The 16,078-nt window shown below is 43.6% G+C and carries 14 protein-coding genes and 1 pseudogene; 2 read left to right on the top strand and 13 right to left on the bottom strand.

Annotation, left to right across the window (positions count from 1 at the left end; translation table 11 throughout):
• Together ltrA and L7E55_RS16370 are read right to left on the bottom strand one after the other, a co-directional pair.
• Positions 1-671 (bottom strand): group II intron reverse transcriptase/maturase (gene ltrA, locus L7E55_RS16375; protein ID WP_277445416.1); only part of this gene is annotated, 671 nt, incomplete at its 3' end.
• 59 nt (positions 672-730) lie between these two features.
• Complete coding sequence (locus L7E55_RS16370) at positions 731-1,981, bottom strand: stalk domain-containing protein (RefSeq protein ID WP_277445415.1); 1,251 nt, start codon at positions 1,979-1,981, stop codon at positions 731-733.
• Between the two features lie 465 nt (positions 1,982-2,446).
• Between L7E55_RS16370 and L7E55_RS16365 the strand changes: the two genes are divergently transcribed.
• Positions 2,447-2,827 carry a LytR/AlgR family response regulator transcription factor gene (locus L7E55_RS16365; protein WP_277445414.1) on the top strand — a complete coding sequence of 127 codons (381 nt, stop codon included), beginning with the start codon at positions 2,447-2,449 and terminating at the stop codon, positions 2,825-2,827.
• Positions 2,828-3,863: 1,036 nt separating this feature from the next.
• Here L7E55_RS16365 and L7E55_RS16360 read toward each other — a convergent pair.
• The 7 genes from L7E55_RS16360 to L7E55_RS16330 form a co-directional block, all read right to left on the bottom strand.
• Positions 3,864-4,361 (bottom strand): LytR/AlgR family response regulator transcription factor, encoded by a 498-nt coding sequence (locus L7E55_RS16360; RefSeq protein ID WP_277445413.1) that lies wholly within the window; start codon positions 4,359-4,361, stop codon positions 3,864-3,866.
• Between the two features lie 23 nt (positions 4,362-4,384).
• Entirely contained in the window at positions 4,385-5,707 is a 1,323-nt protein-coding gene (locus tag L7E55_RS16355; RefSeq protein ID WP_277445418.1) for an IS4 family transposase, read from the bottom strand.
• Positions 5,708-5,914: 207 nt separating this feature from the next.
• Entirely contained in the window at positions 5,915-6,172 is a 258-nt protein-coding gene (locus L7E55_RS16350; protein WP_277445412.1) for a response regulator, read from the bottom strand.
• A 13-nt stretch (positions 6,173-6,185) separates the two neighbouring features.
• Positions 6,186-6,320: a cyclic lactone autoinducer peptide gene (locus tag L7E55_RS16345; protein ID WP_277445411.1), complete on the bottom strand. Its 135-nt coding sequence runs from the start codon at positions 6,318-6,320 to the stop codon at positions 6,186-6,188.
• A 3-nt stretch (positions 6,321-6,323) separates the two neighbouring features.
• The gene (locus L7E55_RS16340; protein WP_277445417.1) at positions 6,324-6,617 is read right to left on the bottom strand and encodes an accessory gene regulator B family protein; all 294 of its coding nucleotides are present in this window, start codon (positions 6,615-6,617) and stop codon (positions 6,324-6,326) included.
• A 141-nt stretch (positions 6,618-6,758) separates the two neighbouring features.
• Positions 6,759-7,205, bottom strand: coding sequence for a hypothetical protein (locus tag L7E55_RS16335; RefSeq protein WP_277445410.1), 447 nt, complete (start codon positions 7,203-7,205; stop codon positions 6,759-6,761).
• 70 nt (positions 7,206-7,275) lie between these two features.
• A complete protein-coding gene (locus tag L7E55_RS16330) occupies positions 7,276-9,957 on the bottom strand; it encodes an O-antigen ligase family protein (RefSeq protein WP_277445409.1) in 2,682 nt (893 codons plus the stop codon).
• Between the two features lie 457 nt (positions 9,958-10,414).
• On the opposite strand from L7E55_RS16330, the pseudogene L7E55_RS16325 reads away from it, so the two are divergent.
• Positions 10,415-10,645 (top strand): annotated as a pseudogene (locus tag L7E55_RS16325) (Tn3 family transposase); the annotation flags it as partial.
• A 93-nt stretch (positions 10,646-10,738) separates the two neighbouring features.
• Here the strand turns inward: L7E55_RS16325 and L7E55_RS16320 are convergent.
• From L7E55_RS16320 to L7E55_RS16305, 4 genes are all read right to left on the bottom strand, one after another.
• Positions 10,739-12,475: an ABC transporter ATP-binding protein gene (locus tag L7E55_RS16320; protein ID WP_277445408.1), complete on the bottom strand. Its 1,737-nt coding sequence runs from the start codon at positions 12,473-12,475 to the stop codon at positions 10,739-10,741.
• 19 nt (positions 12,476-12,494) lie between these two features.
• Positions 12,495-13,187, bottom strand: coding sequence for a hypothetical protein (locus tag L7E55_RS16315; RefSeq protein WP_277445407.1), 693 nt, complete (start codon positions 13,185-13,187; stop codon positions 12,495-12,497).
• Positions 13,188-13,258: 71 nt separating this feature from the next.
• Positions 13,259-14,725: a radical SAM/SPASM domain-containing protein gene (locus L7E55_RS16310; protein ID WP_277445406.1), complete on the bottom strand. Its 1,467-nt coding sequence runs from the start codon at positions 14,723-14,725 to the stop codon at positions 13,259-13,261.
• An 854-nt stretch (positions 14,726-15,579) separates the two neighbouring features.
• Positions 15,580-15,888 (bottom strand): CXXX repeat peptide modification system protein, encoded by a 309-nt coding sequence (locus L7E55_RS16305; protein ID WP_277445404.1) that lies wholly within the window; start codon positions 15,886-15,888, stop codon positions 15,580-15,582.
• Between the last annotated feature and the right edge of the window lie 190 nt (positions 15,889-16,078).

Genomic DNA, 16,078 nt, shown 5'->3' with positions numbered 1-16,078 from the left:
CCCTCATTCACGCTCGTGAGGTGCGTCTTTTCCTTATTGACCACCAGCTTCAGTTCACTTTCAAGGATTTCGGTAGCAAGTTTCTGATATTTCCGGGCCTCTCTGTGAGTCCGGGCGAATATCAGAATATCGTCCGCGTAGCGGACGATGCGAATGCCCATTCTTTTCATTTCCTGGTCGAATCGATCCAAATATATGTTCGTGAGCAATGGAGAGATGACCCCACCTTGCGGACTTCCAATATCTGTTTCTTCCCAGGCTCCGTCTTTCATAACCCCAGCGGTCAGAAACCTCTTAATGAGCCTCAGCACACTGCCGTCGCTGACTTTCCGGTTTACTCCTTCCAAGATCAATTCATGGTCTAACCGGTCAAAGCATTTGGAAAGATCCATGTCCACTACGTATTCTAATCCGTACTTATTCATAAATCTCTCTGCCTTGGCCACTGCTTGGTGGCAGGAGCGTCCCGGTCGGTAGCCATAGCTTGAAGGGTGAAAGTCGGGTTCAAAGATGGGTTGCAAAATGTTCAGGAGTGCCTGTTGGACTACCCGGTCTTTTACGGTGGGTATTCCCAGCGGGCGTTTGCTGCCGTCCACTTTGGGAATCTCCACTCTTAAGACCGGCTGTGGCTCGTATGTGCCGGTTTTCAGTTCGTGATGAAGTTGGCGCAACCTTTCTTCCAGGTTCTGGCCGAAGGCTTATTTATCTTCTCTAATTGATTAACCACTTATTACTGATCAATATTTACAGTCTGGGTTTTATCGTCCCAACCCACCTTGGCACCTAGGGACTCGCTTATAAAACGGGCGGGAACCATAGTCCGGTTGTCTTTAATCACCGGCCTGGTATCCAGCTCAACCGTCTTCCCGTCTATTGAGGCGGTGTTACTTCCAATGGTCAGGCTTACACTTCTACCCTCTTTAACAAATGTTACAGTACTGGTGGCATCGTCCCAGTTCACCGTTGCCCCTAAGGCTTCTCCGATAGCCCTCAACGGCACCATAGTCCGTCCGTCTTCGTTTACAAAGGGTTTAACATCCATTTGCAAGGGCCTTCCGTTTACCAGTACGCTTACATTATTGGTGGTAGTAGTGGTTGTATTGTTGCTGTTCATGTTTGACGTGTTCGTTGTGGTGGTGTTGCCGCTGTTGTTCATGGTTGTATTGGTGGTATTGCCGGTTGAATTGCCGCTGTTTACGTTGCTCCCTGTTATGTTGCCGCTGTTTGTGTTGGTAGTCGTGGTATTATTGCTGTTGTTATTTATATTATAGGTATTTGTGTTGTTGGTTGTTGTGGTATTGCCACTGTTGACATTGGTATTGTTTGTCGTATTTGTGTTGTAATCGTTATAAACATTATAAATAGGCGCCGGGTTTGCTGAGGTAACAGTTGGTACTGTTGGTAGTGCAGGTGTTGGTATTGTTGGCGTAACCGGAACCACTGGAGTTGAAGGAATAGCAGGTATCGTTGGAACTGCCGGTGTTGGTGCAGGTGTTGTTGGTTGTGAAGAACTTACTCTTTCTAATACTGCGTAACCAAGATGAATTTTTTCATTGTAGACTTTTGTATGATCTAAAGAATCAATAGGATACCAGCCTTCTCCAGAAAACTTATTAGGATTTGCACTTATAGGAAATTTAAGCAAATGGTAAATGCCTTCTTTTGGCAGGTTTTGAAGAGGGACTGCCCAACCTCTACTCTCTAAGTATGCTGCAACATCGTCTTCATAAGCTTTTAGAGTAATTTCGAATTCATTAATATTACCTTTTATTGTGGCGGTGGTGCCGTTGTCTTTGTACATTTTGCCAGTAATTTCGTTGCCATTTTGCTCCAGAACAACTCTAAGTGCAGGACTATCGCTAGTAAATTTAAATTTCCATACGCCGGTCATATTTAACTGTGTCTCAGCCTGTGCCGAAGCTGAACTGATTAATATGAACATTGCCAACAATAAAAAAACGAAGAATGCTTTTCTCTTCAAATTTCTTTTCCTCCTTATCTTTTAAACTATTAAATAAAACTTTAACTCCCTTTCTTTACAACATGACTTATACCTCCTTCCGTTTACCTGCCCCATGATCAACGGTTTCAGCTAGGTTAAGATTGAGTCTTTTAACTATTACTTTTTATGAAAGCAAAGCTTTCTCAAGAACAGAGCATCACAATAAATATATATTAACCAATTCTGCTGTTGAATAAAGCCTGTATGAAATCACGATCTCTGCGCTTATATTCACGGTTGCAAGCCCTAAAATTCTATACCAGGAAAGGGTCAATTGCTTCATACAATAGGTTCTATTTTTGTCACGTTCTCTTAACAATCCTTATACTAAGGTATTAAAATAAGGCCTTCAATATATGTGATGTGGAGGATTATGACATTATTTGTAGAATAACTGTAAATATTTATTACCATCCCTTATCAATTTTGAGGAAAAAGACTAAGATGAATACTGGCAAAGATAAAATTAAAGTAGCCATTGCTGAAGATGAAGCTTACACCCGGCAACTAATGCAATCCTACCTTGACTCTTTTTCACAGGTTGAAGTGGTGGCTTCTGTTAAGAGCGGGAAAGAATTGATTGATGTTATAAATCAAGTAGACCCGACGGCAGTTTTTCTTGATATAGAAATGCCTGAAATTAATGGACTGTCAACAGCAGCATTATTAAAGGAGAAAAAAAAAGATATACGATGGAGGCATTTTTTGCCTACTAACGATTCTGGTGGTGGTTTTATTGTTAAAATCCTCGCGTTCATATCAGGAATTTCAAGAGTTCCTAACCGAACAAATCAAGTTTCATTATCTAGAAAAGGTCTATGTTAGTACGGTATTTTACTTTGTATTAAGATTTAACAAGGGTTTGGTTTACTGATAGTAACCGAAATATCAAACATTGTCCGGTTTCGTTACTCTAATCGACGCAGTGTTTCCGCCCGTGATCCAGTTAATATATTTCGCTCTCTGTTACTAATGGAATGACTCATTGTAATTCTTTAGACGATTGGATCAAGGAGCTAAAGGCTTTTACCCGCTAGGCAATTCTTAGTGGTTTTTCTTCTGATAATGTCCCGGGGGTTGAAAAAACCTTTTACGATTTTATAAAACACCTATGGCTGGCAGATTCTCCCCATTTCTCTAAAAAATTATGCAACCGAAACATAAATAAGAGAGGCAAGAAAAAAGGGGGAAGTTGCCGATTCAGAAACCGGGTATTGTGAAACGTATGATGAATCTCTTTTTTCACGCTCACTGGCATTTAAAACTCGTCTCCATGACCTCTTGTAACAAATTTTAAAGAATGTTTTGTATTGCCTTCTGCCAATTACGCCTTTGGGTGGATATCAAACACCTCCGTATTGCCAGAGATGTGACTTCCGTCTGTACAGGGGCCTGCCGGTATGGAAAGATAACTTGTACCTTTAGAAAGCAATGCTTGTTTTACCTTGATGATTAGCCCATAAAATGTTATCATAATTAAAAAATGTGGTTTGTGCAGGCTAACTTTGGGTGATAGTTTTTGCGGACTTCCCTGATTTGCCTCACGAACCACTTTTTAATTGTCCATTAGACTCACCCCCCTTCAAAGTAGTGGCAAGGACTAATAAAGCTCTCTATTGTATCATAGCAGATAGCTGTTATAGCTTTTTATTGGCCCCGCCCTATATCTATCCTTGCCTTTCGACAAGAATACTTGTCCAAAATTATCTGCCACAAATGGAGACTATACGCAATCTCGCAAATTAACTTAATCACAATTATAATCAAATAATTACATATTTCTGCTAGTTATTCCTAAATAACCAATTTATAGGTGTATATGGCCAGATAAAAATCGTGAATAACCAAAAAATAACCCCTTCTACAAAGGGGCGAATCTGTGTTTATGTTCTTCGAATTTATACCGGCTCATTAAAGCAACTTTGTCATATCCGTCAAATTCGATCTCATAAGACCTGTTACCTACCTCTCTGATTCTACTGATTTTGTCCATGTTCGCTATAAATGACCTATGAACCCTAAGGAAATTACCTCCTAATTTTTCTGCTAACTTACTTAGGGTTTGATGTATCTTATAAACGTTGTTTTCTGTATGAATCAGATTAATTTTTTCCTGTTTCTCAATAAACAGGATGTCGTCAGGCGCTATCATAAATATTTCATTCTTGGCTTTGATCCTAATTTTTGGGGGACTGCTCCCAATATCGTTTCTTTTTTTTATTTCTTTCGTAAGATTGCTTATAATTTCATTAATTTTTGCTTTTTTCACTGGCTTTAGAATGTAGTCATATGGGTGGACAGCGAATGAGTCAATTGCATATTGAGAGTACCCTGTTATAAAAACAAAAAATATATCCATGCGTGATCGGTTTACCAGAAATTTTAATCAATAGTATCAAATCCCTGGGAATTGGCCGCTTTTACCCAAGGCGACAACAGTCGTTCTCTGTTAACGTTGGGATCGACGCCCTCACCCATGAAGTAAACAATGAGCAAGAGAGGATCCTCGTCAATACCAGCAGTCTTGAGTACGCGGCCCATCATAACTGGCGCAATAGCATAAAACGACTCGGCCCAACGCAGAGGTGTAAAGCGGGTGCTTTTCTCCGGAGCCCAAAGTCGCATTTGGTTAAGCAGTCGGTGGCTTACAACCAGGGTCAGCATGGCCACTAGCACCAGAGATTCTATCACGGTAGGCGCCCCACTGGAAATCACATCCAGTTGATAGAGGCGCTTCAGTTCCTTGAAAACCAGTTCTATGCTCCAGCGCGCCCTGTAAAGAAGCGCCACGTCTTCTGCCGGGAGCTGTTCCGGTGTGATGTTGGTAAGGTAGAGATGATACGTCTTGCTTTCCTTGTCGCGTACCCCTACCAACCGGAAGGTTTCTTTAACCTTAGGTGTGTCGCCCTTGGGATGATAGACCTCGAACGTCCCGTCTTTCTCTGTTTTCTTGGCCTTAGAGGCTCTGCCTTTGAAGGAAACCTCCACCTCGATGTCGATCACTTCCCGCTTCAGCCGGGGGAGCATATCCTTAAGCTTTTTGCCGGCAAGGTCGATCGTATTACCCTGGTGGACACGCAACACCGAGACTATGGTAGGGTTGGCTGATTGCTTCAGCCTGCTTACGAAGTAGCCGCCATTGCCTCTGATCCTGCTGAACAACTCGTACTTAAAATAGCCAAGATCGAACAGGAGGATGTTGTCCTTCACCCAGGATCCGATGCGCATGGTCTTGATATCGGCGGTCTTACCGGAATAGATGGCGATGCTCTTTGTGTTGCCTGTGATCCCGATGGCCGTATGTATCTTGAGCTCAGCTTTACCCCTCGCCCCAGGAAACTGTTCAGCCAGTTTATCGTGCAGCCTGATGATCGTGCCGTCTGCCACCACCAGGTCCTTGAACCCCTTTAGTTTATCTGAAAGCGTGAGGCTGGCGTGGTTTGCTAGATCCACTATGCCGTGCGCCAAGCACTCTTTAAGAAAGGCAATGAGCCCCTTATTGAAGCGGTCATAAAAAGAGGATGGAACGAGTGTTTCAGCCGATGCTGTCTCGTAGGCCCTTCTTAATGAGGCGAGGGTACGCTGTACTCCAACTCCAAAACCAAGCACCACGACCCAGAAAAAGGTGACCGGGTCGATCTTTCTGTTACGCTGTACATACCCGACTTTGGCCGCTGTGTCCCTCAGCCACTCCGGGGAGAACATTTTGTTTAGAACGTTTTCGATCTCATAAGGATTAATTTTTCCGGGAACTGGAGCCAATGTGGAACCTCCTCGTGAGTATTATTTGGAGGAGAATTCTACAAGGGAAAGGGTACATTCCTTCTTTTAATAGAACGATGTCAACAATATTCGTCACCTATTTTCCAGGGATAAAATGACGCTTTTGGTTAATATTGAAATATTGGGGGCTTAACCGAACACCAATGAAAATATATCAGGATTGAAATCATGTATTTTTTTAGCGACTAATATTCCGTTCAACCCTTCTTCTGGAGCCAGTTCTATATCCAATAGCGCTATGTCCAGTTTATATTCCCTGGCAAAATTGATTGCTTCTTTACCGCTTGGAGTATCAATTACCTTGTCAACGGAAGGGTTTTCAGATACCAACTTTTTGAGAAATCTCCTGGTGTAAAGTTCATCTTCTAGAAGCAAAATATTTACCATTTACATCTGTCCCCTAATGTTTTAAACTATCCGGAATGTCTGGTTCATAAGTGATAAACCAGCAACACGGGCTTACACCGGTATAAGCAACAAAGACTAATACTGACGCTAATGCATGGACCATTATCGTTATCATTTTTTTTAGCATTGACTACACCTCCTTCCCGGCAATATTCAGAATGCTGTCAAGAACCTTAGCTGCTTTGTATCCCAATGGAGTCATCAAAATGAGACTTCCGAGGATTCCCAAAATCACTGCAAAAGCGTCAGCGGCCATCTTTTGCGTTATAAGTATAACTATGAGAACGGACCATACTGTTAAAACAAGGAAGGTTTTTTTCCTTTGTTCCATTCTTATTGATTCATCTTTTATTTGTTTCTTTGCTGTACCCGCCGGCACCCATCTAAAGATAACGTAAATACCCATCAGTAGAGTTAAGGGGATACAAGGGGACGCTCTTTTTGCTTCCCGGTTGGGCTTTAAAACTATGATTTAATTAAATCCAGGTTTCTTTTTTTATACCAAGTAAATGAAATGGAAGCAAAAAAGCGTCCCCTTGCTATTTTTTTAGCATTTTATAATTCTTTAATTTGGTCCCTCTTTGTCACTTTCTGCTTTTGTTCTAAATTCTTTTACTGTTCCTCCGCCAAAGATAAATTTTCCAATAACAGTTTTACCATCAACATCATAGAGTGGAATTTCTTGTGTAGGATGAGCCAAGTTCTGCTTATTCAGAGCTATAGCCTCCTGTGGCGTTTTAGGAAACGGTTGTTCTAGATCTGTACGTTTCACATACCCTTTAGTATCATCCATGCCAACTGCCGCGACTAAATCCGGCACTGTTTCTGGAGAAGTAGCATAAAAACTAGAGCCATACGTCTGACCATACTGGTTTTTTGGAAAAACATAATTACTACCAGCATTAGCAGTCGTGTCATGGATGCCAAGGATACCAAGCGTTCCTAGCGCGATGCCAGCAACAAGAGCAACACCAAAAATCACTGTTTTTAACCCAAGTAACTTAAATTTCATTCCATTGCCTCCTCCAATTCTACTGATTCTGTCTATGTTCGCTATAAATGACTTATGAACCCTAAGGAAATTACCTTCTCAAAACAGGCAGACTCTTAAGTTGCTCATAATCCTTTGCCAGATCCGGTGATAGCTTCTTGGCCTGAGCCAGGAAATCTTGAGCTTCCTGCGCCCGGTCCTGCTTGTTCCGCAGTACAGCCAGCCAGAGGAAAGCCTCACCTTTATTCTTATCGTCATCAAGGGTAGCCTTGAGGTTACTGTCAGCTTCAGTCCATTGCCCAAGCAGATACTGAGACGCTCCCACGCTTAGTTTCACCGTCGGGGTTACTGTCATCGGTGGAGCATCTTTCCATAGGCGTTTTTCTTCATCACTGAGGGTATCCATCCGAATTTGGATTTTTGCCGGAACTCCTTCTGCTTTTTCAAAATACTCCTTTGCTTCGTCTCGCTTTCCAGCGGTCAGTTCGTTGTACCCAGCTATTAAATAAGTCTTGGATAAAAATTCGTACCACTGGATTTGGAACGGGGCTAGGGATAGTGCTTTTTCAGCCGCCTGGACAGCTTCCGGAGTTTTCTTATTAGCGCTGTATAGGGTGGACAGATCCGCGTAACTGTTTGCGTTGTATTTACTAAGCTCCACGGCACGCATGGATGCAGCCATGGCATCGTCCAATTTGCCCTGAGCCTGATAGAGGTGAAGCAGGTCTACGTGGTAAAGTGAAGGGATTGGTGGATTTGTATCATCATAATAGATTGGGTTAAACGGATTGTAGGCTATAGCTTTTTGTATTAAAGACAGTGCCTGGTCGTAGCTCTTGGCTTGAATAACATTTATATAGCTGCTATAAGCAGTAGCCAGGCAGCCACCGAAGAACAGGATTAGAGCGGAAGCGATTGAAGCACCTGCCAAGACGGCATTGTTGGGCGGCACGTATTTATTGTTTTTCTTTTTCTCAACATCGGCTGCTGGGTGGGCCAGGAAAGAACGCATAATGCCGAACAGGGTGAAAAGCACAAGGGTAATGGCGGAAAGGGACAGGTCGAAGTCTATGGCGGCGTGTGCACCTATGGAAACCGCCGCCACGGTAATTATCCAGAACAGTGTCCTGGCAGGGACGTTTTCCCTGGCCCCTTGGTAAAGCTGGTGGGCAATACGCAAAAAGCTTGCCCAGATCCCAGTGATCGTCAGCAGGCCCAAAATACCTGTCTCCACCATAATCTGGAGGTAATCATTATGCACCTGGTTGGAGTTATACATATAGCTCTGGAAGGAGCGGTAGGCTTCCTGCCAGCCGCCACCGCCCCAACCCAGGAGTGGACGCAGGGCAAACATCTTCAGTGCATCGCGGTAGAAATAGAAACGTTCAATAGCGCTGCGAAGGTGAATATCATCCAGTTGCAGCAACGCCCTTACTTCTCCGGTATGTGTGTTTACATAAACGGATACTCCGGCGCAACCGGCCAGTACCGTCAGAAGGATGACAGCAAGGATACCTTTTCTGTGGACGGTGATCCACTGCAAAAGTCCTTTTCTTTCAGTTAAGGAGTAAAGCGCCTGTCCGACCAGGGCCAGTACCAACCCGGCGAAAAGCCAGAACCAGGCGCTGCCGTTACTCTTGTTCACAGCTACAGAAACAAAGCGCCAGGCGGCAAGACCGGAGAAGGCCCCGGTGAGCAATATATGGATAAATACCGGTATTCTACCGCCTTTCGGCAGGCCGGCTATAAAAATAACAAGCATTAAGGAGAAAACTAGCAGGCCACCCTGGGACTTAGTGCCCAGGAACACGGTGAAAAGCAGGAAGTTACCGGCAGTATATAGATACTGGAAGAAGAATTCTGTACTCAACCGGATGGGCACCTTCTTTTGCTCTTCCCCGGTGGAGATCGTAAAGGATATGCCTGTCCTGCGCCAAAGGTAAAAACCGATAAACGTCACCGCTGCCAGGTAGCTGGCCAGGGCGTTGGGATACTGGAAAGAGGAATAAATCCGCCCGTCCTTAAACCCATCATTGATATGGATAATCCCGGTGGTGGTAGCTAGGCCGGCCAACGCCACTCCTAAGGCGCTTATATATATGACGTGCAGAATAGTCGTTATATCTTTCTCATCCCTGATTAGCCGTGAGGCCAGCCAGTAGACCAGGAAATACAGGATGGTCTTGACCACTTCGTCCACCGCCAGGCCGTAGTTGGCGGCCTGAAAAGCTGAAATGAGATAAACTATTGGAAAGGCCAGGACGAAGTAATCCAGCGGGTGGGAAAGGAACTCATTATCGCGCTTCGACCATTTCCACAGCCAGGCGAACCAGAAAATGACGGCGGTAGAAATTAAGGCCCGCTCTTGTTCGGGCTGGAAGAAAAGTCCTCTGAAATAAGGGGGCAGGAACAGTAAAATCATCAATCCCCAGAAAGCTATGGCATGACTGAACTCCCACTGATTGTTCTCCCGCGATTTCTTTACTACCGTAGTCTTATTTTTCATTTTTGCAACAGAATTAGTCATTATATGTAACTCCTTAACCAATATTATCAACATCTTTTGAGCTAATACTGGGCTTATGGTTTTACGTAATACAGCAGTATTCCTATTAACTAGACCTTTTAAATAATCAGGAATACCGTCGTTGTTGCTGGTAGTACCGGTTTTGGTAACATCACACTTGACCGCTTGCTCGTAGTCGCTGATGGCCTTCTGGATATTGTTGCTCCTCGCGGCAGTATCGCCCGCGCGCAGCGTTTTGGATGCCAATCATAAGGTCAAGCGCCAAGAAGAAGCCCGCTAGGGTACCGACGATGACGCCTTTGATAGTAGGTGGTATCCTTCCAGGCAACCTGCTCATTCTTCCTATAGTAGTTCCTTTACCGCATACGGCTTCCTTAACCGTTATGCTGACACACGTCCGCACCTCTTGTTTTTAATTTGATAAATTCTACATTATATTCTATATTTCCTTCTTTAATCCTGCACCTGCTAATATTTACTACGATGGGAGCATGAGGATACAATCTCTTATTTCTCTACATAGGGATAAATACCAGCGCCGCTTAAGGACGGTGATATTATCCCATCTGGCAGTGAGAAAACAACTTTGTTTCCCGTTTGGTAATTCTACCAAGCCAGTATTTTTCACCCGTCGCTTAACAACCCGCATTATCCAGTCACCGCCGGATGTATAAAATTGATCTATAAGACGCGATAACTGTTGTTGGCTTATCTCGATGACAAAGGTTATCGAAGGTGAGTTTTGCCCCAACTTAAACATAGTGAAGCGCGGCACAGTCTTGCTCGAGCCTTCTTCTATGGCAAGCGGAGCGAACTGTATCTGACCTACCGCTAAGGCCAGGAAGATCAACTGAATGCGTTGGGGTTGGTGGTCAACGTGATTGTCTTGTTAAATATGCGGTACATAGCGGCTGTTCTCGACACCTTGCGGAGCTTCTTATCCGGAAGCCCCGGACGTACCCTGAAAGTGCAGCTAGGGGAGAAGGCTGGGCGGATAAATTGTCTCAATTCCAGGCATGAGAGTTAGCTACTCCTTTCTGGTATCTTCAAGCATGAACTGCTTCAGGTACAGGCTGTAGTAATATCCTTTTCTTTCAACCAACTCAAAGTGATTTCCCTGCTCGACAATCGCCCCGTCATCGATCACAAAGATCCTCTCCGCATTGACAACGCTTGCCAGTCGGTGCGAGATGACGATACATGTGGTGCCTTCCGTCGCCCTCTCGATAGTATCCTGGATCAGTTTTTCCAGGGATGCGTCCAGGGAGGAGGTGGCCTCGTCGAAGATTACGATCCTGGGTTTTCTTAAAAAGACCCGGGCCAGGGCGATCCGCTGCTTCTGGCCCCTGGAGATGTTCTCGCCCTTTTCTTCGATAATGGTCTCGTATCCATCCGGAAAGCCCATGATGAAGTCGTCTATCCGGGCCATGGCTGCCGCCTGCCGGATCTCCGGCATGGTGGCGTTCAATCTGCCCAGCCGGATATTCTCCTTGATTGAGCACTTGAACAGGCAGGGATCCTGGGTCATGATTCCGATCTGCTCCCTAACAAAGCCGGGACTCAAGTCGGCAATCCGATGGCCGTCCAGTAGGATCTCACCCTCATAACCGCCGAAAAAACCCATTAGGAGATTGACAATCGTCGATTTGCCAGCGCCGCTGGCGCCGACAATGCCGACGTACTGGCCGGGCTCGATCTCCAGGCTGATTTTCTTCAATACCGGCGTGCCGCCATCATAGCTGAAAGTCACGTCCCTGTAAATGATCTTGCCCCGGATACTCTGTTCAACCACCTGATTGCCATGCTCTTCCGGGACCAGGCTTAAAAAATCATAAATCCGGGTACTCGCCCCCCAGGCAGCCTGAATGTTCAGGTTGAAGTTGACAAAGCTGCTCACGGGAGCATACACTTGGTACAAGTATTGGTAAAACGCGAACAGGCTGCCGATAGTGAACACCCCCGTAAATACCAGCCTGGTTCCGTACCATAGCACGAACAGCGGCCCGAAGGAAATTATGATGAATGATATCTGTTGCACGAAATTGCTCAACTTGATCGAGTATATGTTGAGGTCGTTTAGCTTCGCTAATTCTGCCAGATACGACCCGAGAAAAGCTTCCTCAAGCCTGAAAGCTCTGATGGTCTTCTGGTTATAGACACTCTCGTACAGTTTCGACATGAATAGCGAAGATTGTTCCTGGATTGCCCGGCTGTTCTTTCTCAACCTTGTTTTCATGGTCTTGGATATATACCAGAACAGCAGAATAGTGATGGCATTGAGGATTGTCAGCTGCCAGTTCAAGATGATCAGTAGGATCAGGATACCGACAAAGGTGATCATGTTCGTGACAAAATCGATAAACGAGGAGGTCAGCAAGCCATTCAAGACGTTGACGTCGTTTACGATCCTGGAAACGAAATCTCCGGCATATTGCCTGTTCAAATAGTTCAGGGGCAGGGACTGCAAGTGGGTGAAGATATTCTCCCTGAGCTTATAGCTGACAAGGGTGCCCACGTATACATACAGGTAGTTGATCAGGTATCCCACTCCGGCCCGGAGGCAATAAAGACCAAAAATGATGGCGATAAAAAGATTGAGTTGCGAAAAATCCCTGGCGGGAATGATCCTGTCGATTATATACCTAATGAGCAGCGGTGTGGGCAGCGTCAGCATTACAGAAAAAAACACAAGAGCAATCACGATCAGGTAGTGTCTATAAAATGGCCTGATATAGACAGAATAATTTCTGATAAAGCCGGGCATGTAGGGCTTCCCTCCTGCCTCAACACGATCTTTTCAGATACACCTTGCCCAAAGTTCGAAGGTTATAGATATTTTTCTGCTCCTTGAGACCCAATCTGACGGCAAGCTTTTCCACCGGTCTACTAAGCTCTCTGGTAACGCCGATCCTTTCAATGCCAACTCGTGGCAGATCGTTCATGCCCAACACTTCCTGCCTTTGCAGGTCGGCGCTGAGCGATGCATATCCCGTGGTCTCTATAAAAAGTGTCTCATCCTTTTCTAAAAGCACTTGATACAGCCCGAGAAACATGTTGGTTATCGAGTATTTGGATGAAGTACCTAATTCTTTGAGTATTTTTGTGAAACCGATAGTGATGGCATACTGTTCTTTATCGCATAGAAGCTCGTTGAGGGAGATCCTTTTCAACCTTCCTTCTGCTTTGTCGTGAAACCAGAAGTGAATCTGCTCAAAAAAATCATGGATATAGAAAAAGACACTAGTACAGGCAATGATCCTCTCAATGGCCGTATCGGTAATTGCAGCTGCGATAAAGGCAGCGTATTTTCCCTGCCACAACCGGTAATCCATTTCAAAATCAGGCAAATGGTTAATTGCGCCTTCCTTCGTGTAGATACCTATCTTATAGGCTCTGTTTGAAAGATGTGCTGTCTCAAGGTACCTCTTGGTCGCCTGGTAGGTTTCATCAAAGGAGACATTCATCGCTATATCCATCCCTTTGCCTTGATAGATAAATAGGGGCAGGCACGGTTAGAGCAGTAGCCGCTATTTGCCTAAACTCATTTTCAGGCATAAATAATGTCGCTGGAACAGCCTTCGCAAAAGTCGCAATCGCAAACCGATAAATCGCTGTCGCTTGTACTCGCCAGGGCCCTGATGTTCAACACTTCAATGCCATCCTTGATAGACTGAGCGACATACGGGAAGTTTGTCTGTCTCTCTTTTATGGGTGTGGCTCTGATAGTGCGCTTACCAATTCTACTTCTCATTTCCTCTGATAATGAAGTGTATATCAGCAATGATTTGGCGATGATTTCTTTCATGGCAAAGCAGTGCGTCTGGTCGATGCTTCTTGTGTTGCCACTGGCCATATATGAGGTGTGGTAGCAATCGCCCCCGCAGAGCATTCCGGCCCAGCAATGTTGACAATACGGGTTTCTTTGAGAGATAATGTGAGAAGACAGGAAATCGGTTCGCTTGCTGAAGTCCAAACCCTTGAAGACATTCCCCCAGTTAAGTGTTTCTAAATTGTTAAACCTGTGGCATCCGTAGATCTTACCATCACACGCCACCGTGAAACGGGATACACCGGTATCGCATGGGTGCCTCTTTTTGCTTCCATTATGTATTTTAAATATGTTTTCCATGATATTCTTAAATCTGATCACACGCCCTTCCTGCATGTTGCGACTAACATACCCGGCCAGATCCTTAATGTTTGCAGCCATTAGATCCAGGTCATCTTTAGAGACAGGGCACTTATTAATCGACGCATAGTCGATTAATAAAGACTCGAAGCCACTTTCGATGAGATCCTCGTACAGGGACACAAGATTGGTCCGGGGATCATAGATAGTTGCCCTGACCAGAGCCGGCAAGCCGGACAGTAATTGAACGTTTTTCATGATGGTGTCGTAGGATCCGCTGCCATCCAGGAAAGGCCTTTGTTTATCATGAGTCGCTCGATCGCCGTCAATGCTTACCATTATTTCAATTTTGTTTTCCCATAAGAAATCCCTTATTTCTTTAGTGATTACCGTAGCATTGGTGGTGATGGAAAACCAGAACTTCACATTGTATTGGTCTTGCAATTCCCTTGCATAGGCAACTGCATGCTTAATAAGGGGAAAGTTTAACAAGGGTTCTCCTCCAAAAAACTGCATTGAGATTGTTTTGCCATAATGGAAATTTTGTAAAAAATATTGGATAGCTTGCTCAAAAGTGTCGGTTGACATATGATCCGCTTTATTTATCTCATTGCTTTTATTGTAGCAGTATATACAATTTAAATTGCAATAGTTAGTAACAAACAAGATAATCCCTTCAACATAAGGTGTAGTATTAGAATAGTTTTTTGTATGTCCGGATCCCATATCTGAGATTAGATATTTCTCCAATGTTTCATCACCGTACGGGTTATCAAGAAAGTTTTTGATTGTATCATTATCTTTTAACAGCAGTCCGGTATATCCGGAATATATATATCTTTCAGTGCCATTTTGAAATCTAAAGAACCTGGATTGCTTCAGCATTCGCCTTCCTCTCCCCCTTTATAAAAGTTGATTATAAAAGCATTCCTTTCTAATATTAGAAAGGAATGCTTTTATAACCAGAAAAGCTTGTTTAACTAGGTCCTGAACAATTGTACGCACATCCTGAAGCCTGACAAACGGTACCACATCCTGTACAACTAGAGTCACACATTTTAGCCTCTGTATTGGCTTTTGGTAATAAAATTCTCATCAATAACACCTCCTTTCTTTTTGATATTCTAGTGCCATTGCTTACTGACACAGGATATTCAAATGAATTAAATTGCAAGTGCTTTAATTTACTGGCTAGGACTATAAATATAACGATATTCTAAAACCAGGTTCTAATAAATATCTGCCTATCAATAAATTGGTGTTAGTGTTAAGCTATCCTGTCAAAAGGTTGATGGTACAGGATGTCCTCAATTTGACGACAAATGTGTCCGAATGCTGTACTAAGTGATTTTAGTTAAATATTTTAATGCTGCAAAATATCCATTTTTGTATTTTCAGGTTAAAGAAGGTGTTGATGGTCTATTTTGGCAATTTCACTACTCCACTTGGACATTGACGACCGACTTGCCGTACGGGGGTTACCAGACTTTCTACACAGGTGCATAAAGGCTTATCGAGACAATGCTGATTAAATACCTTATAGCGATAACTAAGGATACTTGACAGACTGACTGACAATCTATACTTTGGTCACTTTATCTATCAAATCCTGGACATTTAACACCATCAGCTTTTGGACATTATGCAGTAGCCAAAACAAAATTGGACCTAGCTCTAACCAACGTATTCCATCCCTATTATTAATCTCATATGAAAAATTGATTAATACAATATGATTATCAATCATTTGATACTAGATAAATTCTATTAGTATTAAATTCTATTTTCAATCTCCTGTCCTCCATATTCTGTAAACCATATTTTTGAATTATTCGCTCCCACCATTTCCGTAATGACAATTCAACCTTTTCAAGTTCATTTGTAGCCTTTGAATATAAATAATCCTGTTCTTCTTGTGATGGTACTGTACTATTTAATATTTTTAATAATTCAATTAATGCCGTTTTCCTACCATGTAATTTTGTTATTTCTTTTTTTTCCTCATTGGTAACCTCACCTATTTTTTTGTTGGTTTTTTTGTTATTCATTATTTATTCTCCAAATTTATTATTAATAATTTTTTCTAAAGGATCTGAATAATTAATTTCTTTGTGCATATTTCGGCCGCATCCGGACACCCATTCCGGTAGCATCCGGACAGCGTAACGGCAACATCCGGACAGCATAACGGAATTATCCGGACAGCATTTCGGCAACATCCGGACACCTTGTCGAGTT

The sequence above is a fragment of the Pelotomaculum isophthalicicum JI genome (assembly GCF_029478095.1).
Classification (GTDB): domain Bacteria; phylum Bacillota; class Desulfotomaculia; order Desulfotomaculales; family Pelotomaculaceae; genus Pelotomaculum_D; species Pelotomaculum_D isophthalicicum.
The sequence above is the reverse complement of the archived record's forward strand: the minus strand, read 5'-3'. Positions and strand labels throughout refer to the sequence as shown.